At 35.1% G+C, this 21,484-nt stretch carries 23 protein-coding genes; 7 read left to right on the forward strand and 16 right to left on the reverse strand.

Features of this window, described 5'->3' with window-relative positions:
• Nucleotides 1-2 precede the first annotated feature (2 nt).
• The 3 genes from frr to E0I26_RS02175 all read right to left on the reverse strand — a co-directional run bounded on the left by frr (nt 3) and on the right by E0I26_RS02175 (nt 2,204).
• On the reverse strand, nt 3-566 hold the full coding sequence (gene frr, locus E0I26_RS02165) for a ribosome recycling factor (RefSeq protein ID WP_131914854.1): 564 nt from the start codon (nt 564-566) through the stop codon (nt 3-5).
• An 83-nt stretch (nt 567-649) separates the two neighbouring features.
• On the reverse strand, nt 650-1,357 hold the full coding sequence (gene pyrH, locus E0I26_RS02170) for a UMP kinase (protein WP_131914855.1): 708 nt from the start codon (nt 1,355-1,357) through the stop codon (nt 650-652).
• Between the two features lie 67 nt (nt 1,358-1,424).
• Nucleotides 1,425-2,204: a patatin-like phospholipase family protein gene (locus tag E0I26_RS02175; protein ID WP_131914856.1), complete on the reverse strand. Its 780-nt coding sequence runs from the start codon at nt 2,202-2,204 to the stop codon at nt 1,425-1,427.
• A gap of 105 nt (nt 2,205-2,309) precedes the next feature.
• Here E0I26_RS02175 and E0I26_RS02180 point away from each other — a divergent pair, with 105 nt between their 5' ends.
• A complete protein-coding gene (locus tag E0I26_RS02180; RefSeq protein WP_131914857.1) occupies nt 2,310-2,915 on the forward strand; it encodes a thioredoxin family protein in 606 nt (201 codons plus the stop codon).
• On the opposite strand, the gene E0I26_RS02185 is transcribed toward E0I26_RS02180, so the two are convergent.
• The 6 genes from E0I26_RS02185 to E0I26_RS02205 form a co-directional block, all read right to left on the reverse strand.
• Nucleotides 2,912-3,247 (reverse strand): type II toxin-antitoxin system RelE/ParE family toxin, encoded by a 336-nt coding sequence (locus tag E0I26_RS02185; protein ID WP_131914858.1) that lies wholly within the window; start codon nt 3,245-3,247, stop codon nt 2,912-2,914. The genes E0I26_RS02180 and E0I26_RS02185 overlap by 4 nt on opposite strands.
• Nucleotides 3,223-3,387: a hypothetical protein gene (locus tag E0I26_RS16420; RefSeq protein WP_165929389.1), complete on the reverse strand. Its 165-nt coding sequence runs from the start codon at nt 3,385-3,387 to the stop codon at nt 3,223-3,225. The genes E0I26_RS02185 and E0I26_RS16420 overlap by 25 nt, the downstream gene beginning before the upstream one ends.
• 601 nt (nt 3,388-3,988) lie before the next feature.
• On the reverse strand, nt 3,989-4,690 hold the full coding sequence (gene truB, locus E0I26_RS02190) for a tRNA pseudouridine(55) synthase TruB (RefSeq protein WP_131914859.1): 702 nt from the start codon (nt 4,688-4,690) through the stop codon (nt 3,989-3,991).
• A gap of 6 nt (nt 4,691-4,696) precedes the next feature.
• Nucleotides 4,697-5,518, reverse strand: coding sequence for an undecaprenyl-diphosphate phosphatase (locus E0I26_RS02195; protein ID WP_131914860.1), 822 nt, complete (start codon nt 5,516-5,518; stop codon nt 4,697-4,699).
• Nucleotides 5,519-5,761, reverse strand: coding sequence for a DUF3098 domain-containing protein (locus E0I26_RS02200; RefSeq protein ID WP_131914861.1), 243 nt, complete (start codon nt 5,759-5,761; stop codon nt 5,519-5,521).
• A gap of 60 nt (nt 5,762-5,821) precedes the next feature.
• On the reverse strand, nt 5,822-6,697 hold the full coding sequence (locus E0I26_RS02205) for a cell division protein FtsX (RefSeq protein ID WP_131914862.1): 876 nt from the start codon (nt 6,695-6,697) through the stop codon (nt 5,822-5,824).
• 217 nt (nt 6,698-6,914) lie between these two features.
• Between E0I26_RS02205 and E0I26_RS02210 the strand changes: the two genes are divergently transcribed.
• On the forward strand, nt 6,915-10,115 hold the full coding sequence (locus E0I26_RS02210) for a leucine--tRNA ligase (protein WP_131914863.1): 3,201 nt from the start codon (nt 6,915-6,917) through the stop codon (nt 10,113-10,115).
• Nucleotides 10,116-10,379: 264 nt separating this feature from the next.
• Nucleotides 10,380-11,066, forward strand: coding sequence for a zinc metallopeptidase (locus E0I26_RS02215; protein WP_131914864.1), 687 nt, complete (start codon nt 10,380-10,382; stop codon nt 11,064-11,066).
• 123 nt (nt 11,067-11,189) lie between these two features.
• Here E0I26_RS02215 and E0I26_RS02220 read toward each other — a convergent pair whose 3' ends face one another.
• From E0I26_RS02220 to E0I26_RS02230, 3 genes are all read right to left on the reverse strand, one after another.
• Nucleotides 11,190-11,660: an Lrp/AsnC ligand binding domain-containing protein gene (locus tag E0I26_RS02220; RefSeq protein ID WP_073352582.1), complete on the reverse strand. Its 471-nt coding sequence runs from the start codon at nt 11,658-11,660 to the stop codon at nt 11,190-11,192.
• A 487-nt stretch (nt 11,661-12,147) separates the two neighbouring features.
• Nucleotides 12,148-12,897: a uroporphyrinogen-III synthase gene (locus E0I26_RS02225; protein ID WP_099714209.1), complete on the reverse strand. Its 750-nt coding sequence runs from the start codon at nt 12,895-12,897 to the stop codon at nt 12,148-12,150.
• 12 nt (nt 12,898-12,909) lie between these two features.
• Complete coding sequence (locus tag E0I26_RS02230; protein WP_131914865.1) at nt 12,910-13,581, reverse strand: DUF4271 domain-containing protein; 672 nt, start codon at nt 13,579-13,581, stop codon at nt 12,910-12,912.
• Nucleotides 13,582-13,684: 103 nt separating this feature from the next.
• On the opposite strand from E0I26_RS02230, the gene E0I26_RS02235 reads away from it, so the two are divergent.
• Genes E0I26_RS02235 through E0I26_RS02245 form a run of 3 tightly spaced genes read left to right on the forward strand, consistent with a single transcriptional unit; the run spans nt 13,685 to nt 16,198 of the window.
• Entirely contained in the window at nt 13,685-14,410 is a 726-nt protein-coding gene (locus E0I26_RS02235; protein ID WP_131914866.1) for a polyprenol monophosphomannose synthase, read from the forward strand.
• 12 nt (nt 14,411-14,422) lie between these two features.
• Nucleotides 14,423-15,763: a dihydroorotase gene (locus E0I26_RS02240; protein WP_131914867.1), complete on the forward strand. Its 1,341-nt coding sequence runs from the start codon at nt 14,423-14,425 to the stop codon at nt 15,761-15,763.
• A gap of 9 nt (nt 15,764-15,772) precedes the next feature.
• Nucleotides 15,773-16,198 carry a DUF4296 domain-containing protein gene (locus E0I26_RS02245; protein ID WP_131914868.1) on the forward strand — a complete coding sequence of 142 codons (426 nt, stop codon included), beginning with the start codon at nt 15,773-15,775 and terminating at the stop codon, nt 16,196-16,198.
• Between the two features lie 9 nt (nt 16,199-16,207).
• On the opposite strand, the gene E0I26_RS02250 is transcribed toward E0I26_RS02245, so the two are convergent.
• Nucleotides 16,208-17,197: an NAD-dependent epimerase/dehydratase family protein gene (locus tag E0I26_RS02250; protein WP_131914869.1), complete on the reverse strand. Its 990-nt coding sequence runs from the start codon at nt 17,195-17,197 to the stop codon at nt 16,208-16,210.
• Nucleotides 17,198-17,290: 93 nt separating this feature from the next.
• Between E0I26_RS02250 and tyrS the strand changes: the two genes are divergently transcribed.
• Nucleotides 17,291-18,589, forward strand: coding sequence for a tyrosine--tRNA ligase (gene tyrS, locus E0I26_RS02255; RefSeq protein WP_131914870.1), 1,299 nt, complete (start codon nt 17,291-17,293; stop codon nt 18,587-18,589).
• Between the two features lie 44 nt (nt 18,590-18,633).
• Here tyrS and E0I26_RS02260 read toward each other — a convergent pair whose 3' ends face one another.
• The 3 genes from E0I26_RS02260 to E0I26_RS02270 all read right to left on the reverse strand — a co-directional run bounded on the left by E0I26_RS02260 (nt 18,634) and on the right by E0I26_RS02270 (nt 21,420).
• Nucleotides 18,634-19,614, reverse strand: a complete 981-nt coding sequence (locus E0I26_RS02260; protein WP_131914871.1) for a LuxE/PaaK family acyltransferase — start codon at nt 19,612-19,614, stop codon at nt 18,634-18,636.
• Between the two features lie 150 nt (nt 19,615-19,764).
• Nucleotides 19,765-20,103, reverse strand: a complete 339-nt coding sequence (locus E0I26_RS02265) for a T9SS type A sorting domain-containing protein (RefSeq protein ID WP_131914872.1) — start codon at nt 20,101-20,103, stop codon at nt 19,765-19,767.
• A 105-nt stretch (nt 20,104-20,208) separates the two neighbouring features.
• Nucleotides 20,209-21,420, reverse strand: a complete 1,212-nt coding sequence (locus E0I26_RS02270) for a hypothetical protein (RefSeq protein ID WP_131914873.1) — start codon at nt 21,418-21,420, stop codon at nt 20,209-20,211.
• Nucleotides 21,421-21,484 lie beyond the last annotated feature (64 nt).

The raw sequence follows: 21,484 nt of genomic DNA on the forward strand, positions 1-21,484 counted from the left end.
AATTACACCTTCATGATTTCAGCTTCTTTTATAGCTAAAAGTTCATCTATTTTCCTGATATAACTATTGGTTAAGTTTTGAACTTCTTCTTCGGCACTTTTACAAATGTCTTCTGATGTTCCTTCTTTTTCTAATTTTTTAATGTCAGTATTAGCGTCTTTTCTGGCATTTCGAATACCCACTTTAGCATCTTCAGCTTCTATCTTGGCTTGTTTGGCAAGTTCACGTCTTCTTTCCTCAGTTAATGCGGGAACGCTTATGATAATTACATCACCGTTATTCATTGGATTAAAACCAATATTTGCCACCATAATTGCTTTTTCAATTACTTGCAGCATATTTTTTTCAAAAGGCTGCAACGTAATTGTTCTGGCATCAGGAACACTAATTTTTGACACTTGAGAAAGCGGTGTCGCAGATCCGTAATAATCTACAAAAACGCTTCCAAGCATTGCTGGAGATGCTTTTCCTGCACGAATATTCAAAAACTCTTTTTCTAAATGCGCAATAGAACCTGTCATAGATTCTTTTGTGCTATCTAATATAAATTCAATTTCTTCAGTCATAATTTAGATCTTTGGATTATTAGATTTTTTTAAATCTTTAGACTGTCTGACAATCTAAAAGTCTAACAATCTAATTTGTCTATTTATATATTTACTACGGTTCCTATATTTTCTCCATCGCAGATTTTCAATAAGTTTCCTACTTTGTTCATGTCGAAAACTACGATTGGTAATTTATTTTCTTGGCTTAGTGTAAATGCAGTGGTGTCCATTACATTCAATCCTTTTTTAAGGACATCTTCAAAAGAGATATGGTCAAATTTCACGGCAGAAGCATTCTTCTCCGGATCACAATCATAGATGCCATCAACACGGGTTCCTTTCAGGATTACATCGGCATTGATTTCCACACCACGTAAAACGGCTGCAGTATCTGTTGTAAAATACGGGTTTCCGGTTCCTGCACCAAAAATCACAATTCTTCCTTTTTCAAGGTGACGCACCGCTCTTCTCTTAATATATGGCTCAGCAATCGCTTCAATTTTCAACGCAGTTTGTAAACGGGTAAGCATTCCTTTATCTTCCAGCGCGCCTTGTAAAGCCATTCCGTTGATAATTGTAGCCAGCATTCCCATATAATCGCCTTGCACTCTGTCCATTCCTGCGCTCGCTCCGGCAACTCCTCTAAAAATATTTCCACCACCTATTACAATGGCTATTTCTACTCCTTTTTCATGAATTTGCTTGATCTCATCAGCATATTCAGCTAATCTTTTTGGGTCAATTCCGTATTGCAAGTCGCCCATTAAAGCTTCTCCACTTAGTTTTAGAAGAATTCTTTTGTATTTCATGTGTGTGTTGAGTTGATTGGTGCAAATATAGAATATTCTTTTTTTTTAAAATAATGTTGCTTAAATTTTATAAATTAAGTTTTTCGTACGATTTTTTTGCGGCTTCATAGCCAATGTTGAAAACGGCATCCATCTTCACTTTGTTGGTTTCAAAGGTGCTGTAAAGGCATAAATCCTTTGGTTCAATAACCCAGTCACAAATATTAAATTTATGCATGTTTGAATTTGCCGAAAGAATATCAAATGCCCGAGTGGTCACCGCTTTGATGGAATTTAAATCTTTGGCTTCTATTTTTTGAATCGGACTCACATAAACACCTATTAATGTATCACATTGTCCTTGTAAAATATCAGTAGGAAAATGATTTAATATCCCGCCGTCACTGTATATTTTTCCTTTAATTTCATAGGGAGACAAGATTCCGGGAAATGCTGAGGAAGCTAAAATAGCATCGATGATTTTTGTTTCCTGGTCAAATATTTTTAATTTTCCGCGAACCATATCAGTTGCCGTAATTTGAATCGGGATTTTTAAATCACCTAATGTAGCATCCTTAAAAATAGTGTGAAAATAAGTTTTGAAGGATTCTGAATCAATTAAACCTGCTTTTTTGAATGTTAAATGCTTCCAGTGAAAAAGGTATATCGATTTGAAAAATTCCAGAATTTCTTCAGGCGTTTTTCCCCAAGCATACATTGCGCCAACAATTGAACCTGCGCTTGTTCCTGCTATTTGAGACGGACGGATATTTTTTTCTTCTAAAAATTTAATCACACCAGCATGCGCTATACCTTTAGAACCTCCGCCGGAAAGTACTAATCCTATCGATTTTGTTTTTAAATCCATCTTTTTTATTTGTGATAAAATTACTCTTTTTGTGGAATTGAATGTGACATATATCATATTTATGCTCCAATTTTATGGTAACTTTGTGAAAACAAATAATTCATTATGAAAATTCCAGTAGCTAAAGCATTGTTTAATAGCCATTCCTATTTAGAGTATAGAAAACTAGTTTCAGATTTATTACTGGAAGGAAAGTCAACCGGGAATGAACAATCTGAAGATTTAAAACAGTACAGTGAATTAAATGAAACCCGAATGAATCGTTTGGATAAAACGATGAAAATTACCGATGAAAATAATCTGAAATTAAAGAACTTAAATAGTGAATACATTTGGTTAGTTATTTCCGAAGGGTGGTGTGGTGATGCAGCCCAGCTCTTGCCAATTATTAATAAAATGGCGGTTGATTCCGGTAAGATAGAATTGAAAATTGTTCTGCGTGATGAAAATGACGAATTGATGAAGTTGTTTTTGACCAATAAAAATAAATCAATTCCAATAGTGATAGTCGTAGATAAAGAAACAGGAAGTGTTCTTGGAAAATGGGGTCCAAGACCCAAAGGTGCAACCGATTTAATTACGGATTATAAAAAAGAGTTTGGAGTTATTGATGAAACAGCAAAAACTAACTTACAATTGTGGTATTTGCATGATAAAGGAATAAGCACCCAAAATGAATTGATTAACTTGATGCTTGATTTGGAAAGTTAACCGATTGTAATAGTTCTTGTTCTCTTAATGGTTTTTGGGGAGCGGCTCCCATGAAGTGCTCTTAAGATCTCTATTCTGTTTGGTGTAATCCTGTAAATGATAAGGTAAGAACCAAGAATAATGTTGCGGTATTTTTTAGTTTTGGTTTCAAGATGGCGACATTTGGGATGAAGGAAATACTGAAATTCTAATTCATTAACTAATCGTAAAATTTCTTCAAAAAAGAAATCAGCAGCACTTTCTCCAAATGTGCTTTTACCATATAAATAAATTTGTTGAATGTCTAAATAGAAAAATTCGGAACGAGCTACTTCTTTAAAGTCTGCTTCCATATTTGGAATTTTTCTCTAAATTGTAAATCTGTATAGAAGATTCCCTCCTCCGCTTCTTTAATTAGAGAAGCAAATTTCTTTTGGGACATTGGTTTGCCCGGAATAGCAAGATTGTTAGAGTTGTCTTTCTTCGTTTTCATAATAGTAAAATTAGTGAAAAGTATTGAAAATGAGTGTGATTTATGTGAATTATTCTTGATTTGGAATAATAAAATCCACAAATGAATAACATTCATGCCATTTTTTATATCATAATCGTCACTTTTTATTCTACGTAAAGTAGTTGAATGTAAACTGAAACTGCGCCATTTTTACTATAAACGCTTTGGTACAGAACAAGAAATTATTGCCTAGATGTAAAATCTGTAATGTAAAAAGTAGATGTGGTTGTAAGTTTGTTTATATCAAATAATTAAGTTTATTTTTTTGTCGTTTTTTTTTGTGTATCGAAAAAAAAATCGTAAATTGGTGACTGCCAACCAGGTCTATTGTTTGATTTACTTTTTTTATTGGTGTTTAAATATTGTTTCACAATCAAAAAAAACATCGTCATGAAAAAGCTATTTGAAAGGTTTTATGATTATTTGTCGAATTTACTATTTGGAGGTAAAAACGCAACTCATTATTAAACCAACGGCGAAGCCAAGTAGACAAAAAGAGTATGGATTAAAACTACTTTAACTTTTGAAAAGACACATCGCAAATTCAATTTTGGATTTGTCATGTGTTTTTGCTTTTTGATTACAATACTGAGGTAAGACTATCCTCGAATAAAGTCACATCCATAGCATCAGCCACATTATAATCTCCAATTTTTGTTCTGCGTAAAACGGTTAAATGGGAACCGGAATTCATCGCTTTCCCAAAATCAAAAGCCAGGGAGCGAATGTAAGTTCCTTTGCTGCAAACGACTCTGAAATCTATTTCCGGAAGTGCGATTCGGGTAATTTCAAATTCATGAATGGTTGTTTTTCTACTCGCGATTTCGATTGTTTCTCCAGCACGTGCATGTTCGTATAAACGAACGCCATCTTTTTTTATGGCCGAAAAAATGGGAGGTTTCTGGTCTATTTCCCCTAAAAACTGTTTGACGGTTTCCTGAATTAAAGCTTCGTCAATATGTTTCGTTGGGAAAGTTTGGTCGATTTCAGTTTCTAAATCATACGAAGGCGTCGTGGCTCCAATATAGAACGTTCCGGTATATTCTTTGGCTTGACCTTGAAGTTCGGTAATTCTTTTGGTAAATTTTCCAGTACAAACTAATAATAATCCGGTTGCCAAAGGATCTAAAGTTCCGGCATGACCAATCTTAAATTTTTTTGGAAGATTAATTTTGCTGATTAAAGCCCATTTCATTTTATTTACCGCTTGAAAAGAAGTCCAATTCAAGGGTTTGTCAATGAGTAAAATTTGTCCGTTTTGGAAATCTTCGGCTGTTTTCAATGGGAATTATTTTAAGTATGAAAAGTAGATCAATAAAAATACGCCTACTATTATTCGGTACCATCCCCAAGGTTTGAAACCGTATTTTTTGATGATTTCAATGAAGAATTTAATAGCGATAATGGCAACGATAAAAGCAACAACATTTCCTATCAAGAACAATTGTATGTTTTCGTTTGATTTTAAAATCAATTCGTAACCTTTCATTTGTGACGTTTCGTAGGTTTTTAAGAATACGGAATAGCATGTTACCGCCATCATCGTTGGAACCGCTAAGAAGAATGAGAATTCCGCTGCTGCGTGACGCGTTAATCCTTGTTGCATTCCGCCAATTATGGAAGCAGCAGAACGACTTGTTCCGGGCATCATCGCTAAACATTGCCAAAAACCGATGGTTACTGCTTTTTTAATGGTGATGTCTTCTTCTTGAATAATCGTTGGACTTTGAAAACGACTGTCAATAAATAATAAAACGATTCCGCCTAAAATTAATACAATCGCAATGGGAATAGGATCTCCAAGAACTGCTTCAATCTTATCATCGAATAATTTCCCTAAAACCAAAGCTGGAATTACGGCGCAAATAAGTTTAATGTAAAAGTTGATTGCGACACTTTTTGATGAGAAATCGAAAAATTTCTGCCAATACAAAGCTACAACAGCCAGAATGGCTCCAAATTGTATGGAAACCTGAAATAGTTTTACAAAATCATCCTCTTGAATTCCGAAATAAGAACTTAGAAAAACCATGTGAGCTGTTGAAGAAACAGGAAGATATTCAGTTAATCCTTCGATAACAGCAATTAAAAATGCTTGTAATGTATTCATTTATGCTTTTTTGGGATTCTTAAGAATGGCATAAATAGTAATTCCAAACCCGATTAAAACAGTAGTTGGCGCTAATCGAATTCTTCTGAAATTAAAGATATCTTCATTGAAAACATTTGGGTCATCACTTCCTCCGCCAGCCATTAAAATAAATCCTAAGGCAATTACTCCAATCCCAATTAATAGAATTTTATAATTTATTTTGTCAAAAAGAAATTCTGGTTTCTGTTCGTTGTTTTTCATAAAGTCATTGTTAGGAGTTGCGATGAATAAAGCAAAGCAATGGTATCCTCATTATTTAAATTAATAAAGGTCGTCCGTTCTTAAATTTAAGAAACGTTGTGTTGCAAAATACGTGCTTAACCAGGTAATCAATATTCCAATTCCTAAAACGGTCAATAATACCAGTCCAATTAAAGCTTTATCGTCAAGTATACCAAGATTTGGGAAATTAGTTTGAACGTAAATCAAAACGCCAATTAATGCAATAATGGCAAGTCCTGCACCAATCATTCCCAGTTTTATACTTCTTAGCACAAATGGTTTTCTGATAAAGGCCTTGGTTGCACCTACCATTTGCATGGTTTTAATGATAAATCGGTTGGAGTGTATTGATAAACGCAACGAACTATTAATCAGTAATACGGCAATTACGGCTAAGAATCCGCTGATTATTAAAATCCACATACTTACTTTTTTGATGTTGTCATTGACTAGATTCACTAATTGTTTGTCATACACAATATCCGAAACCATGGCGTTTTTGCGTAAGCGGGTTTCTATTTTTGCAATACTGTCTTTGATTACATAATCGGCTTTGAGGTGAATATCGTAGGAGTTTTGCAATGGGTTTTCACCAAGAAATTCCATAAAATCTTCTCCAATAATATCCGTATGTTGTTTTGCGGCAGCTTCTTTAGTGACATAGTCGTATGATTTTGCAAAACGACTCGATTTTAATTCAGTTCCAAAAGCCTTCAGAATACTGTCATTCGCTTCTTTCTTGAAAAAAACGGTCATGGCAATATTTTCCTTGAAATCGTCAGCTAATTTTTTAGAATTTATAATAAAAAGACCCAACACGCCCAATAGAAATAAAACCAAGAATACACTTAGCACTACTGAAAAATAAGAGGAAATTAATCTGCGTTTTTGAAATTTATCAAAATTAGAAGTCATAGTTTATTGAAATTATTGGGTAAAAATAATAAAGAATTTCTTTATTTAAAGTTAATAACGCTCAAAGTTTTAACTTTCGTACAATAAACGTAAATTTGCGAGCTGAAATTTCGCAACCCATTCAGGGTTCAAAACCCTGAATGGGTTAAAATAAATAGCTAAATGACTTGAGTGTGCGATAGCATGACTCCATTAAAAGAACAATTAAGAAAGTAGAATGAAATACAATCCGAACGAAATAGAGGCCAAATGGCAGAAATATTGGTTAGAAAACGAAACGTTTAAAGCCGAAAACAACTCAGAAAAACCTAAATATTACGTACTTGATATGTTTCCTTATCCATCTGGAGCGGGATTGCACGTAGGACATCCGCTGGGATATATTGCCTCTGATGTGTATTCCAGATACAAAAGACACCAAGGTTTTAATGTGTTGCACCCAATGGGTTATGACAGTTTTGGATTGCCTGCGGAACAATATGCCATTCAAACGGGACAACGTCCTGAAGATACGACTTCGGTAAATATTGATGGAGGAACGGATAAGGAAGGAAATAAAATTGCCGGATACAGAAAGCAATTGGATAAAATTGGATTCTCTTTTGATTGGAGCAGAGAAGTGCGCACTTCAAATCCGGATTATTACAAACACACGCAATGGATTTTCATCCAATTATTCAATTCTTGGTACAATAAAAACAGCGATAAAGCAGAAGATATTTCGACTTTGGTTTCCGTTTTTTCAACGGAAGGAAATGCAAACGTCAATGCGGTTTGCGATGAAAATATTGAAGCTTTTTCAGCCAATGAATGGAACGCTTTCGCAAAAGAACAGCAGGAGAAAATTTTGTTGCAATACAGATTGACCTATTTAGCCGAGACGGAGGTGAACTGGTGTCCGGGATTAGGAACGGTTTTGGCGAATGACGAAATCGTAAATGGCGTTTCAGAGCGTGGCGGTTTTACAGTAGTGCGCAAGAAAATGACCCAATGGAGCATGCGAATTTCGGCTTATGCAGAACGTTTGTTGCAAGGATTGAACGATATTGATTGGAGCGAAAGCATCAAGGAAAGCCAAAGAAACTGGATTGGAAAATCCGTTGGAGCAACGGTAGTATTCCCCCTCCTAACCTCCCCCGAAGGGGAAGGGACCAGAGCCGATAACTTTGGGGATAGTAAAGATAATAATGGGGATCTATTAAATGAAGTTCTTATTGACACGGTTAGCATCTCGTCTCCCTCCCCTTCGGGGAGGGTTGGGGTGGGGATATTCACCACTCGTCCTGATACCATCTTCGGAGTTACGTTTATGACTTTAGCGCCAGAACACGAATTAGTTTCACAAATAACTACTCCGGAACAAAAAGCCGAAGTGGAAGCCTATATAGAAAAAACGTCAAAACGTTCCGAAAGAGAGCGTATGGCCGATGTAAAAACCATTTCGGGAGTATTCACCGGGGCGTATGCAGAACATCCTTTTACGAAAGAACCAATTCCGGTTTGGATTGGGGATTATGTTTTGGCTGGTTACGGAACAGGCGCGGTTATGGCGGTTCCTTGTGGCGACGAAAGAGATTATGCTTTTGCAAATTTCTTCAAAGGGCAACAAGGAATGCAAGAAATCAAAAACATTTTTGCAAATGTGGATATTTCCAAAGAAGCGTATGGCTCTAAAGACAATGTGATTATCGCTAATTCTGATTTCCTAAATGGATTGAATTACAAAGAAGCGACTAAGAAAGCAATAGAAGAATTGGAAAAATTAAACCAAGGAAAAGGAAAAACGAATTTCCGTTTGCGTGATGCCGTTTTCTCTCGCCAGCGTTATTGGGGAGAGCCGTTTCCTGTATATTATGTGAATGGTTTGCCACAAATGATTGATGCGAAACATTTGCCAATCATCTTACCGGAAGTAGAGAAATATTTACCAACCGAAGAAGGTTTGCCACCGTTAGGAAACGCTTTGGTTTGGGCGTGGGATAGTGTTAATAATAAAGTTGTTTCTACCGATCTTGTCAACCCGAGCGCAGTCGAGGGTCAAACAATTTTTCCTTTAGAATTGAACACGATGCCAGGTTGGGCGGGAAGTTCATGGTATTGGATGCGTTATATGGATGCGCACAATGAGAACGAATTTGCCAGCAAAGAAGCCTTAGCGTATTGGGAAAGCGTAGATTTATACATTGGCGGAAGTGAACATGCAACTGGACATTTATTGTATTCTCGTTTTTGGAACAAATTTTTGAAAGACAAAGGTTTTGCACCTACCGAAGAACCATTTAAAAAACTGATTAATCAGGGAATGATTTTGGGAATGAGTGCTTTTGTTTATAAAGTTTCATTAAGTAATATTGGACAAAATACAGCTTCAAGTAATACTAAATTTTTAGAAATCGAAGAAATTGAAAAAAGTAAAGAAATTATTTTATCATTAGAGTCTATTTTGAAAAATAAATATATTTCTAAAGGCTTGTTTGAAGTTGAGTTGAAAGAACAATTTAATAAATTCCCTGTTTTTATTAATTCGGATAATATTCCATCATTAAAAAAAGAACTTGAAGAAAAAGGTTTTAAATCTATTTTGTTGAATATTGACGGTAGACATGTCGATGTTTCGATTGTAAATTCTTCTGATGAATTAGATGAAAATAAATTTAAAGCTTGGAGAGAGGATTATGCCGATGCGGAATTTATAACCGAAGAAAACGGAAAATATATCGTTGGTCGCGAAATCGAAAAAATGTCGAAATCGAAATACAATGTCGTAACGCCAGATGATATTTGTAACGAATACGGAGCTGATACATTGCGTTTGTATGAAATGTTCTTAGGGCCATTGGAACAAGCAAAACCTTGGAACACGGCAGGAATTTCAGGGGTTTTTGGTTTCTTGAAAAAACTATGTCGTTTGTATTTTGACGAAAATGGTTTGATTGTCACCAATGACGAACCAACCAAAGACAACTTAAAATCATTGCACAAAACCATCAAAAAAGTAGCAGAAGATATTGAAGGTTTCTCTTTTAATACTTCGGTTTCTCAGTTTATGATTTGCGTGAATGAATTGTCAACGCAAAATTGTCATTCTCGTGCAATTTTAGAACCATTAGCGATTGTGATTTCGCCGTATGCGCCACACATTGCTGAGGAATTGTGGTCATTGTTAGGGAATACAGGTTCGATTGCGACGGTTCCTTTTCCTATTTTTGAAGCTAAATATTTAGTAGAAAGCGAAAAGGAATATCCGGTTTCTTTCAATGGAAAAATGCGTTTTACGATGGTTCTACCTTTAGATTTAACCAAGGAACAAATCGAGGAAATCGTAATGAAAGACGAAAGAACCATTAAGCAATTAGAAGGCAGAACGCCAAACAAGGTGATTATCGTTCCGGGAAAAATTATCAATTTGGTGGGGTAAATTTTAAACGTAACGTTGTAGAGACGCACTGCAGTGCGTCTCTACGGTGCGTCGGGTGCCTCTCTACAACAACAGATATATGAATCCAAATTCTATTTATTAGAATTTGGATTTTTTTATTCCCATTCATGAAATCCGCGCAAATTCGTTTCATCTGCGTTATCCGCGTTCCATTTTATGAATGCCAAATTGACATTGTAAAAAATTGGTTCAGATTTTGATGATTCTTTTATAACTTTAAACAATAAATTAAAAAACAAAAATATGGGAATGGGTTATTTGATTCTTGCCGGAGCAATTATGCTTTTCAGCTGGTTAGTTAGTTCAAGACTAAAAAGCAAATTTGAACATTATTCTAAATTACAATTACAAAACGGAATGTCCGGCGCTGAAATCGCCGAAAAAATGCTTGCCGATAACGGAATTCGTGATGTGAGAGTTATCTCTACACCGGGACGTTTGACGGATCATTACAATCCAGTAGATAAAACAGTGAATCTAAGTGAGGTGGTTTACAACCAACGAAATGCTGCTGCGGCTGCTGTTGCGGCACACGAATGTGGTCACGCCGTGCAACATGCTGTGGGATATCAATGGTTGACGATGCGTTCTAAATTAGTGCCGGTGGTGAATGTGGCGTCAACGTATATGCAGTGGATTTTGCTTGCCGGAATCTTGATGATGAAGACTTTTCCACAATTACTATTGGTAGGAATTATCATTTTTGCGGCAACCACTTTATTTTCGATTGTTACTTTGCCAGTAGAATATGACGCGAGTCATCGTGCATTGGCTTGGTTAGAAAACAAAAGAATGTTGACGCAACAAGAACAAGCGGGAGCAAAAGATTCACTGAAATGGGCTGCCAGAACGTATGTCGTGGCTGCTTTGGGATCCATTGCAACACTGTTGTATTACGTTTCGATTTATATGGGAGGAAGAAGAAATTAGATTGTTAGAAAATTAGATCTTTAGAGAATTATAGAAAAAACCGTCTTGTTATCTTAACGAGATGGTTTCCTTGTTTTAGAAATCTAACAATCCAATTATCTAAAAATCTGACTAAAGCTAAAGCTAAAGTTGAATCTGTCTGTCGATTTGTTGGTCTAAGGAAATGAAGGTTTCTGTTCTGGAAACACCTTCTATCGCTTGGATTTTTGTGTTGAGCAATTGCATTAAATGTTCGTTATCGCGACAAATAATTTTTATCAGAATCGACCAGTTTCCTGTCGTATAATGGCATTCCAATACTTCAGGAATTTTTTTTAAATCTCTCACGGCTTCTGGATTTCTAGCTGCTTTGTCCAGATAAATCCCAACAAAAGCCATCGTATTATACCCCAGGATTTTATTGTTTACCGTAAATTTTGATCCCGAAATAACGCCAGATTGCTCCAGTTTTCGCAAGCGTTGATGAATTGCCGCTCCTGAAATTCCTATTTTATTGGCGATTTGAAGAATCGGTTTTCGGGCATCTTCCATCAGGTCGCGTAAAATTTCTTTGTCGATACCGTCAATTTCTACTATTAGGGAATTGATTTTCATGAGTTGTTATTTTAAACTAAAAGATGAAATTTAGTTTGAATTGAAAATCAAATTTAAGATAAAAATGACTAATGTTAATCAATATTGTCCGATATAAATTAAGTACAGTCCCTACGGGACAAATTCACCAATCCTAGATCTCTTTCTACCAATATTTAACCTCTACGAGGTATGCTCCGTTAGGAGCAAAATGTTGGTAGAAAAACTAGACACACCTATTACAAATGTCCTGTAGGGACTATATTCATTGAAGTTGTATAATATTATTAGATTTTTATCGGACAACAATGAACGTTAATGAAAAATATAAGATTAATGTGTTATTTTTTAATACTTAAATGAACTTCTATTTCTTATATGTTGATAAATACAAATCCTATAAGAAATAGAAGTTCATTTAAGAAATAATGTAATTGTTCAATTTTGTTGTAAAAAAAGCCATTCGGATTGCGAATGGCTTTTGTAATTGTATCTGAAAAGTAATTTTTTATTTCCCTTTATTAGCTTCAATAATGTATTTTTCTAAAGCCATTGTCATTGAGGGCGTTGCTGGTGTTGGAGCAAGAATATCCACTCTTAAGCCGTGATCCAACGCTTCTTTTTGAGTAGTGCTTCCAAAAACGGCAATTCGAGTATTATTTTGCTCGAAATCTGGGAAGTTCATAAACAATGATTTTATTCCGGTTGGGCTAAAGAAAGCCAAAACATCATAATATACATCGGCTAAATCGGATAAATCACTCATTACGGTACGGTAAAAAACCGCTGGTGTCCAGTCTACTTTTAATGCGTTTAGCGTAATTGGCGCATCGGCATTCAATTGGTCTGAAGCAGGCAATAAGAATTTCTCGTCTTTGTATTTTTTTATCAGCGGAGATAAATCAGCAAAATCTTTTGGTCCAACGTAGATTTTACGCTTTCTATACACTACGTATTTTTGCAGGTAAAAAGCAATAGCTTCGGATTGGCAGAAATATTTTAATCCTTCCGGAACTTTATAACGCATTTCATCAGCCACTCTGAAAAAGTGATCTACAGCATTTTTACTCGTTAAAATAATAGCGGTGTAATGATTAAGATCAATTTTTTGAAGTCTAATCTCTTTTGCATTAACTCCTTCTACGTGAATAAAAGGTCTGAAATCAATTTTTACTTTATGCTTTTGTTGAAGTTCAAAGTAAGGGGAATTCTCCACTTTAGGCTCAGGCTGTGACACCAAAATTGTTTTCACTTTCATATTTAACGGTTTCTAAGCACTCCCTTTTGTAAACCAATAATACATAAAATAATAGGGGGCTATTTCAAGAGCGCAAAGATATAAAATAAAATAAAACAACTTACCGAATATTATATTTTGATAATTTTTTATTGAAATCAAATAAGTTAATATATTGATTAGCAATATCATGGCTATAATTAACAATGGAATATTTCTTGAAAAAGAGTCGTAATAAAACAAAATAATATTGAACGGCAGTATGAATAGTCCAATATAGGTTCTGTAAGTCACCTTTTGGAGGTTAAACTGGTCCATAAATTCTTCAATATTGAATGAAGTAGCTATTATTTTCTCTATCAAATATTTAGATAAAATAAAGAAAGCTAGGAAAGTAAATATTTGAATGTAAAGGATCCAATCTGTTTTTGAGGCGTGACCAAAATAGCTTAGCGCAATTTGAATGAAGAAAGCAAGCGAAATGACTTGGACAAAAAACAAGGAGATGGTGAAGCCGCTTTTTAGATGGCTGCTGTCTCTGTATACTTTGTTGTATTTATTTGAAAAAATTAAATTGGCAAAATCACCGAATCTGTTTTCGAAAACAGATTTTGTAACAGCAATAATTGCAAATGACAGAACAAAAAGCACGGTTGCCCAGTCTTTGCTCTCAGTTATTCTTGGATGAAGTATATTTTCGATCATAACGCTACAAAATTACTAATTTTTATATCATTCTTTTTATTATAATTTTATTAAGGATGAAATGGCATAAAAAGTTTACTTTTGCGGTGAAATTAGTCAAAATATGAATGATTGTATTGTTATAATTCCTACCTATAACGAAATTGAAAATATAGAAAGCATTATTCGATCGGTGTTTTCGCAACATAAATCTTTTCATGTTCTTATTATTGATGATAATTCGCCGGATCACACAGCTGATAAGGTCGTTTTACTTCAGTCAGAATTTGAGGGCAGATTATTTTTGGAAAAAAGAGAAAAAAAAGCGGGTCTGGGAACGGCTTATGTTCATGGATTTAGATGGGCATTGGAGCATAAATATGATTTCATTTTTGAAATGGACGCTGATTTTTCCCACAATCCAAATGATTTAGAGAAATTATACAATGCGTGCCATTTTGGCGATGCTGATTTAGCGATAGGATCCAGATACGTTACCGGAGTAAATGTGGTAAACTGGCCGTTGAGCCGTGTATTGATGTCTTATTTTGCATCGGTTTATGTACGAATGATTACCGGAATGAAGATTCATGATGCCACAGCAGGTTTCGTTTGTTACAAAAGAGACGTATTAGAGGACATCAATTTAGATAAAATAAAATTTGTTGGATACGCTTTTCAAATTGAAATGAAATACAGAACGTATTGCAAAAAATTTCAAATTGCTGAGGTTCCCATCATTTTTACCGATAGAACAAAAGGGCAATCCAAAATGAGTAATTCAATAATTATTGAAGCCGTTTTTGGAGTTATTGCACTTAGATTAAAAAGATTAGTCAACACATTATAAGAAAAAGACAGGATGAACAGGGTTTTAATTAAGAATGCCAAAATAGTAAATGAAGGAGTGATTTTTGAGGGCGATGTATTAATTGAAAATGACTTAATTGTTGAGATTTCAGAAAGTATTAGTGCCAAATCCTCTCAATGTAAAATCATTGATGCCGAAGGGAATTATTTGATTCCGGGCGCGATTGATGATCAAGTGCATTTTAGAGAACCAGGACTGACGCACAAAGGAGACATAGAATCAGAATCTAAAGCGGCGGTTGCCGGTGGAATTACTTCCTATATCGAACAGCCCAACACGATTCCGAATGCGGTTACCCAAGAAATATTAGAGCAAAAATACGAGTTGGCTGCCCAAAAATCGTATGCGAATTATTCTTTTATGATGGGCGCAACCAACGATAATTTGGAAGAAGTTTTAAAAACAAATCCAAAGAATGTTGCCGGAATAAAAATATTCTTAGGTTCCTCAACAGGAAATATGTTGGTGGATAATGAAGCCACTTTAGAGAAAATATTTTCGAGTACACCCATGCTTATTGCGGTGCACTGTGAAGACGAGGCGACTATCAAAAATAATTTAGAGAAATACAAAGCTGAGTATGGTGAAGATGTTCCTGTTACGGTTCATCACCTTATCCGAAGCGAGGAAGCGTGTTATATTTCGTCTTCCAAAGCGGTTGCTCTTGCTAAGAAAACAGGGGCCCGCTTGCATATTTTTCATCTTTCGACTGCCAAAGAAATGGATTTGTTTACAAACAAAATTCCTTTGGAAGACAAGAAAATCACTGCCGAAGTTTGTGTGCATCATTTATGGTTTACCAATGATGATTATGCTACTAAAGGCAATTTAATCAAATGGAATCCAGCTGTAAAAACAGCTAATGACAGAAAAGCGCTTTGGGAAGCATTGCTGGATGACAGAATTGATGTGATTGCTACGGATCACGCACCGCATACTTTGGAAGAAAAAAAACAATCTTATTTGAATGCGCCTTCAGGAGGACCATTAGTGCAACATGCTGTAGTGGCTATGTTTGAAGCGCACCACCAAGGAAAAATAAGCATTGAAAAAATTGTGGAGAAGATGTGCCATAACCCGGCTAAAATTTTCAAAATAGAAAAACGTGGTTTTATCAAAGAAGGCTATTATGCGGATTTGGTAATTGTAAATTCAGGTTTGCCTTGGAGCGTAAAAAAAGAAAATATTTTGGCTAAATGTGGTTGGTCTCCATTTGAAGGTTTTACTTTTAAATCAAGAATTACCCATACTTTTGTAAACGGGCAATTGGTTTATACCGCTTTTAAAGTAAAAGATATTCGTGCAGGAAAACGTTTATTATTCGAAAGATAAAATTCATCAATGAGAAAAATCATAGCACTTTTAACGATTGTAATACTATTTGTAAGCTGTAAAGAAGAAGTGGTGAATAAGCCGGAACGACTTATAGAGAAAGACGTTATGGTTGATATTATGTATGATTTATCTATTTTGGAAGCCATAAGAAATCAAAACCCGGCTTCCTTGGATACCTTTAAAATAAATTCGAGAGATTATATTTTTAAAAAATATAAAATTGACAGTGCTCAATTTGCTAAAAGCAATGTCTATTATGCCTCTGATTATAATGAATACAAGAGCATGTTTGAACAAATCAGCAAGCGATTGGAAGCAAATACAAAGAGTGTAGATTCTTTGGTCAAATTGCAAAAAAAGAAAAAGAATCCCATTATTAAAAAAAGAGCCAAGCAAACTAAAATTGGCAGGGATACTATAAAATTAGAATAAGTAAAGAACTTAGAGATTAGAGATTTCTTTGATGTACTGGTTAATATTTATAAAATCAGTTTTCAAGATGTCTTTAATCTTTTGGTTAGAATATATAGTTGTCGAATACGAAGCTTTTGCAGTTGTTTGAGTTAATTTCCTCTTCTGTTGAAAAGCATTCGAAACAAACCAATCCAATCTCCAAAGCATTTCCATAAAAAAGGGTTTTGCATGAATTTCAGGTCTTTTCACACTTAATGAATCGGCCATAGAATTCAGAATGTCACGGAAAACACTATTTTCTGCAATCAAGGTAAAGCGTTCATTCTTAATTTCGCTTTGCATTAATTGGTAAGCAATTCGAACAACATCAGTAACGGCAACAAATCCCGTTGAACCCAGCGTATAAAATTTCAATCCGTTTTTTACTTTCGTAAAAAGTTCCCCACTTCCTTGTTCTCTAAAACCGGGACCAAGAATAACGCCTGGATTTACAATTATTACATCTAAACCTTCTTGTTGCCCACGCCAAATTTCCATTTCGGCACCATATTTAGAAATGGCATAATCATTATGGGACTTCTCCGGATTCCATTCGGTTTCTTCCGTGATGAATTTTTCATGAGGCAGTAAATCGCCCAGAGTAGCAATGGAGCTTACAAAACACAGTTTGTTAATTGCTTTATCAATGCAAAAATTAACAATATTTGCAGTGCCTTCAATGTTTGTTTTTCGCAGAAGATCTTCGTCTTTTGGATCAAAAGAAATCAAAGCGGCGCAATGATAGACTTGGTTTATTCCGGGGAAAGCCTGTTCTAATGAAGGGACATCGATAATGTCGGCCTGTACCCATTGGATGCAATCAAACAGAGCGGTTTTCGAGTATAAATCGAATACCGATTTTGTTTTTTGGATGCTTTCCGGATTTCGATAAATGGCGCGAACGGTCTCTCCATTTTCAATTAAATGAAGCAATAGATGTGCGCCTACTAAACCAGTTCCTCCTGTGACTAAAATCATTTTGTAAAGATAATTAGATTGTTCGATTTTTAGACAGATAGATTTTCAAATTATGCAATTAAAGCTATCTTTGTGAAAATTGATTTTTATAAAATGAAAAATATTATTTCCGAATTACAATGGCGCGGCTTAGTTCACGACATCATGCCTGGAACCGAAGAGCAACTTCTAAAAGAAATGACAACTACTTACATAGGATTTGATCCAACATCGGATTCCTTACATATTGGTAGTTTAGTGCCTATAATTCTTTTGGTTCACTTGAAAAATTTTGGACATAAACCTATTGCATTGATTGGTGGAGCCACAGGAATGATTGGTGATCCATCTGGGAAATCGGATGAGAGAAATCTCTTGGATGAAGCGACTTTGAATCATAATGTAGAGGGAATAAAAAGTGTTTTATCTCGTTTTTTAGATTTTAATTCGAATGAAATAAATGCGCCAGTTCTGGTAAATAATTACGATTGGATGAAGAATTTGTCATTCATTAATTTCGCTCGTGACGTGGGTAAACGAATCACCGTGAACTACATGATGGCAAAAGATTCTGTAAAGAAAAGATTGTCCGGTGAAGGCGAAGGAATGTCTTTTACTGAGTTTACGTACCAATTAATTCAAGGGTATGATTTTTACCATCTGCACAAAGAATACAATTGTTTGTTGCAAATGGGAGGTTCTGACCAATGGGGAAATATTACAACAGGAACTGAATTAGTTCGTCGTATGAATGTAGGTGAAGAGGCTAAAGCATACGCCATGACTTGTCCTTTGATAACAAAAGCTGATGGTTCTAAATTTGGAAAATCCGAAGGAGGAAATGTTTGGTTGACGGCTGATAAAACTTCTGTTTATAAATTTTACCAGTTTTGGTTGAATACTACCGATGTTGATGCGGAAAAATACATTAAGATTTTTACTTTTTTATCAAAAGAGGAAATCGAAGTTTTAACAGAAAAACATAGAGAAGCACCACATTTACGTTTGTTACAAAAACGTTTGGCCGAAGAAATTACGGTGATGGTACATTCAGCGGAAGATTTAGAAAATGCAATAAAAGCATCGAATATTTTGTTTGGAAATTCTACTTCAGATGATTTGAAACAATTGGACGAAGCGACTTTCTTAGATGTTTTTGATGGTGTTCCTCAAGCAGAAATCAGCAGAACAGAAATTGAAGCAGGAATTGATATCGTTGCTGTTTTGAATGAAAAAACAGGTTTTATGAAATCCAATGGTGAAGCAAGACGCGCTTTGACAGCTAATTCTATTTCAGTAAATAAAGAAAAAGTTGCCGAGGATTTTGTGCTTTCAACCAAAGATTTAATCAACAATCAGTTTGTATTGTTGCAAAGTGGAAAGAAAAATTATTTTGTGGTGAGAATTGTTTAATTGTTTGATTTGGTTAACCGAATAAACAAATTACCGAATAAACTTTAAATTACCATGAGGTTACAACCTCGAATATCAGAATTATCAAAACGTCCCAATACCTCGAAAGAGTTGTTGGGATTTTTTTTGCCCAAATCCTGCGTAGCGATAAACGAACAAGAATTAATGTTGGCCAAATCAATGACGTTGATTCCGCCTGTTTTTCCGTCTTGAATATAGGTCAAAGCATCTTCGGTGTCACGAACAAGGATTTGTATCCAAGAAGGGCATTCAAACACGCCGTTTCCTAAAGAATACGCTTGCGAAAGCAATTCGGTCATTCCATATTCAGAATGTATGGCTGAAACGCCAAATCCTTTGCACAATTGTTCGTGTAATTCTTCCCGAATCATTTCTTTACGTTTTCCTTTCATGCCGCCGGTTTCCATGATAATGGTATGCTGCAGTTGAAACTGGTGTTTTTCTATTAAGTCCAATAAAGCAAAAGTAACACCGATTAAAATGACATTTTGACCGGCTTGGTCTAAAGCTATGAGTTTGGCAATCAGTTCGTCATGATTGTGCAGGTAAAAACCACTTTCGGGATGATTGGATAATGCAATTAAATCCTTGACCATGTAAATTAAGGAAGAACCTTCTCTTTCCAGATAGGATGGAAGCAAGGCTAAAACAACATAATCTTCAATATTGCCATAAAATTCGGAAAATCCTTTGCGGTAACTTTCTTCATACAAGGTAACATTCGTAACCAAATGTTTGCTGGTAATCATTCCGGTTGTTCCGCTGCTGGTAAAGGTTTCCTGAATTGGATTGGTATTAGAAACCACTTCATGACTCTTAAAAAACTGAATCGGTAAAAATGGAATCTGCTGTAATGATTTTACTTTATGAGGATCTGTTTTCAAAAAATCGCAAAATTCTTGATAGACCAAGTTGTTTTCGTATTGGAAACGAAACACTTTCAAGGCGATTTTCTCAAACTGTTTTTGACTGGAAATAGCAAATATATCGGAGGATGTAATCAAGAATTTTTTTTGTAAAAGTAATCAAAATTTTTAAGGGAAGCTCATTAACAAAATAGCAATAGTCTGTTTTTTTGGAATCCATTTCATTAGAATTCTGCATAAAAAAAGCCCCAATAGGAATTGGAGCTTTTGTATTTAAATGTTGACGTATTATCTTATAATTAGTTTTCTGGTCGCAGATGCCTCTTTTTCATTAATTTTTATAATGTAGACACCTGAAGTTAGATTAGAGACATTAAGTTCTCTAGAACTAAGCATTGTTTGGAGCACTTTTTTTCCTAAAACATCAAAGATAATGATTTCTTTATCCAAGTCGTTTTTCGAAGTAATGTAGACTTTGCCATTACTCACAGGGTTCGGGTACAAGCTTAAACCTTCAATTGCGGCGGTTTCTTGTGTTTTTGGTTGTTGCTTAGTTTCCTGAGCACTAGCGCTCATAGAGAATAAAAAAACCAATAAGATGGTGATATAAAAGTAGTTTTTTGCCATTGGATTAGTTTGAATAGTAAATATACAAAAAATAATTCAAAAAGCGTACCAAAAAAAAACATCCTGAATCCTCAGGATGTTTGATATAAATAAAAGAGATGTTTTTTATAAATTCCCTAATAAATTAACGCCATCTACAATAGCCCATGCTCCAGGAGTCAATACTGCTCCAGTTGCGGTTGTACTTGTTGTGAAGTTTGCTGGTAAAAATGTAACGGTGAAAGCTGCACCAGCACCCCATTGAGAAGTATTGCTGTCTGCAATTTTTACATTCAACATTTTTATTTTACCGGTAAGAACTTGATTAGTGTTTGTAGCAGCATCTTGTATTCTAACGGCAACGGCATTTATTGTTGCAGTTCCTGAAGTTACAGTATTTGTGTATCCTGAAATTACTACATTACTATATTCTCCGTTTCCTTCTTTTTTGAATTGGATTGCATCAATTTCAAGTGGATTTCCAGCTTCAGTTGCAGTGCCGGCAGCTCTTCTTAAAGTAATGTTAGATACTTTAGGGAAGAATGCATTGTTCACACTTTTCGCTTCAATTTCCATTCCAAAATTTCCAGCTCCAGTTTGGTAAGCATACCAGTTAGTATTAGCTTGACCTTGCCATCCATCTTGCCAGTCAAAAGAATCATCTGTGTTTCCGTAAGAAATAAGGTTTTTAGCACTTACTGTTCCTCCGTAAAATTCAAAACCATCATCAGCTCCTTTGTATGAAACTAAGTTTTCTAATACTGTTCCAGAACCTACTGAGTAGAATGAGAAACCATTCATTTCAGAATTTCCGTCAAGGATTTTTTTACCTGCATATTCTACTCGTACATATTTCAAAGAACCACCATTATGAGCAGCATTTGTACCACCGTAAACAATATTTGTTCCGTCTTCAGAAGTTGCAGTTGTAATAGGAGTTCCGTCAGTCGTTTTTCCAGAAACGATAGGAGCATCACCAAACATGATTATTCCACCCCAAGAACCTGGAGTTTTAGATTTTTCAGTAAATACAACAGGTTCTGCAGCAGTTCCTGAAATATTTAATTTCCCGCCTTTTTCAACCAATAAAGCATCGGGACCATCAAATGCATCAGCAGTAATCACTGAACCAGCTTCAAAAGTTAAAGTAGCATCACTTTTTACTCTAACAGTACCTTTAATAGTATAAACACCTTTTACATACGTTTTTGCTGCTGTGATATCTCCTGTGATTTCACCCGTTGCAGTCGGTGGAGTAGTTGCTACATCGTCATCACTTGAAGTACAACTTGTAAAAACCAAGCTCAATAATGCAAGACTGAATACTAATTTTTTCATTTTTAATGATTTTAAAATTATAAGTTTTTTTGTTAATTATTTATTTCAAAAGTACTCTCGAGCT

The sequence above is a fragment of the Flavobacterium rhamnosiphilum genome, from assembly GCF_004349195.1.
Classification (GTDB): domain Bacteria; phylum Bacteroidota; class Bacteroidia; order Flavobacteriales; family Flavobacteriaceae; genus Flavobacterium; species Flavobacterium rhamnosiphilum.

Coding starts and splice junctions, on each gene's coding strand:
- E0I26_RS02265 (WP_131914872.1), bottom strand. CDS start 20,103: ATGGCAAAAAACTACTTTTATATCACCATCTTATTGGTTTTTTTATTC.
- E0I26_RS02235 (WP_131914866.1), top strand. CDS start 13,685: ATGAATGATTGTATTGTTATAATTCCTACCTATAACGAAATTGAAAAT.
- E0I26_RS02220 (WP_073352582.1), bottom strand. CDS start 11,660: ATGAAAATCAATTCCCTAATAGTAGAAATTGACGGTATCGACAAAGAA.
- E0I26_RS02205 (WP_131914862.1), bottom strand. CDS start 6,697: ATGACTTCTAATTTTGATAAATTTCAAAAACGCAGATTAATTTCCTCT.
- E0I26_RS02245 (WP_131914868.1), top strand. CDS start 15,773: ATGAGAAAAATCATAGCACTTTTAACGATTGTAATACTATTTGTAAGC.
- E0I26_RS02270 (WP_131914873.1), bottom strand. CDS start 21,420: ATGAAAAAATTAGTATTCAGTCTTGCATTATTGAGCTTGGTTTTTACA.
- E0I26_RS02175 (WP_131914856.1), bottom strand. CDS start 2,204: ATGGATTTAAAAACAAAATCGATAGGATTAGTACTTTCCGGCGGAGGT.
- frr (WP_131914854.1), bottom strand. CDS start 566: ATGACTGAAGAAATTGAATTTATATTAGATAGCACAAAAGAATCTATG.
- E0I26_RS02195 (WP_131914860.1), bottom strand. CDS start 5,518: ATGAATACATTACAAGCATTTTTAATTGCTGTTATCGAAGGATTAACT.
- E0I26_RS02250 (WP_131914869.1), bottom strand. CDS start 17,197: ATGATTTTAGTCACAGGAGGAACTGGTTTAGTAGGCGCACATCTATTG.
- E0I26_RS16420 (WP_165929389.1), bottom strand. CDS start 3,387: ATGAAAACGAAGAAAGACAACTCTAACAATCTTGCTATTCCGGGCAAA.
- pyrH (WP_131914855.1), bottom strand. CDS start 1,357: ATGAAATACAAAAGAATTCTTCTAAAACTAAGTGGAGAAGCTTTAATG.
- E0I26_RS02180 (WP_131914857.1), top strand. CDS start 2,310: ATGAAAATTCCAGTAGCTAAAGCATTGTTTAATAGCCATTCCTATTTA.
- E0I26_RS02210 (WP_131914863.1), top strand. CDS start 6,915: ATGAAATACAATCCGAACGAAATAGAGGCCAAATGGCAGAAATATTGG.
- E0I26_RS02185 (WP_131914858.1), bottom strand. CDS start 3,247: ATGGAAGCAGACTTTAAAGAAGTAGCTCGTTCCGAATTTTTCTATTTA.
- E0I26_RS02200 (WP_131914861.1), bottom strand. CDS start 5,761: ATGAAAAACAACGAACAGAAACCAGAATTTCTTTTTGACAAAATAAAT.
- E0I26_RS02215 (WP_131914864.1), top strand. CDS start 10,380: ATGGGAATGGGTTATTTGATTCTTGCCGGAGCAATTATGCTTTTCAGC.
- tyrS (WP_131914870.1), top strand. CDS start 17,291: ATGAAAAATATTATTTCCGAATTACAATGGCGCGGCTTAGTTCACGAC.
- E0I26_RS02240 (WP_131914867.1), top strand. CDS start 14,423: ATGAACAGGGTTTTAATTAAGAATGCCAAAATAGTAAATGAAGGAGTG.
- E0I26_RS02230 (WP_131914865.1), bottom strand. CDS start 13,581: ATGATCGAAAATATACTTCATCCAAGAATAACTGAGAGCAAAGACTGG.
- E0I26_RS02225 (WP_099714209.1), bottom strand. CDS start 12,897: ATGAAAGTGAAAACAATTTTGGTGTCACAGCCTGAGCCTAAAGTGGAG.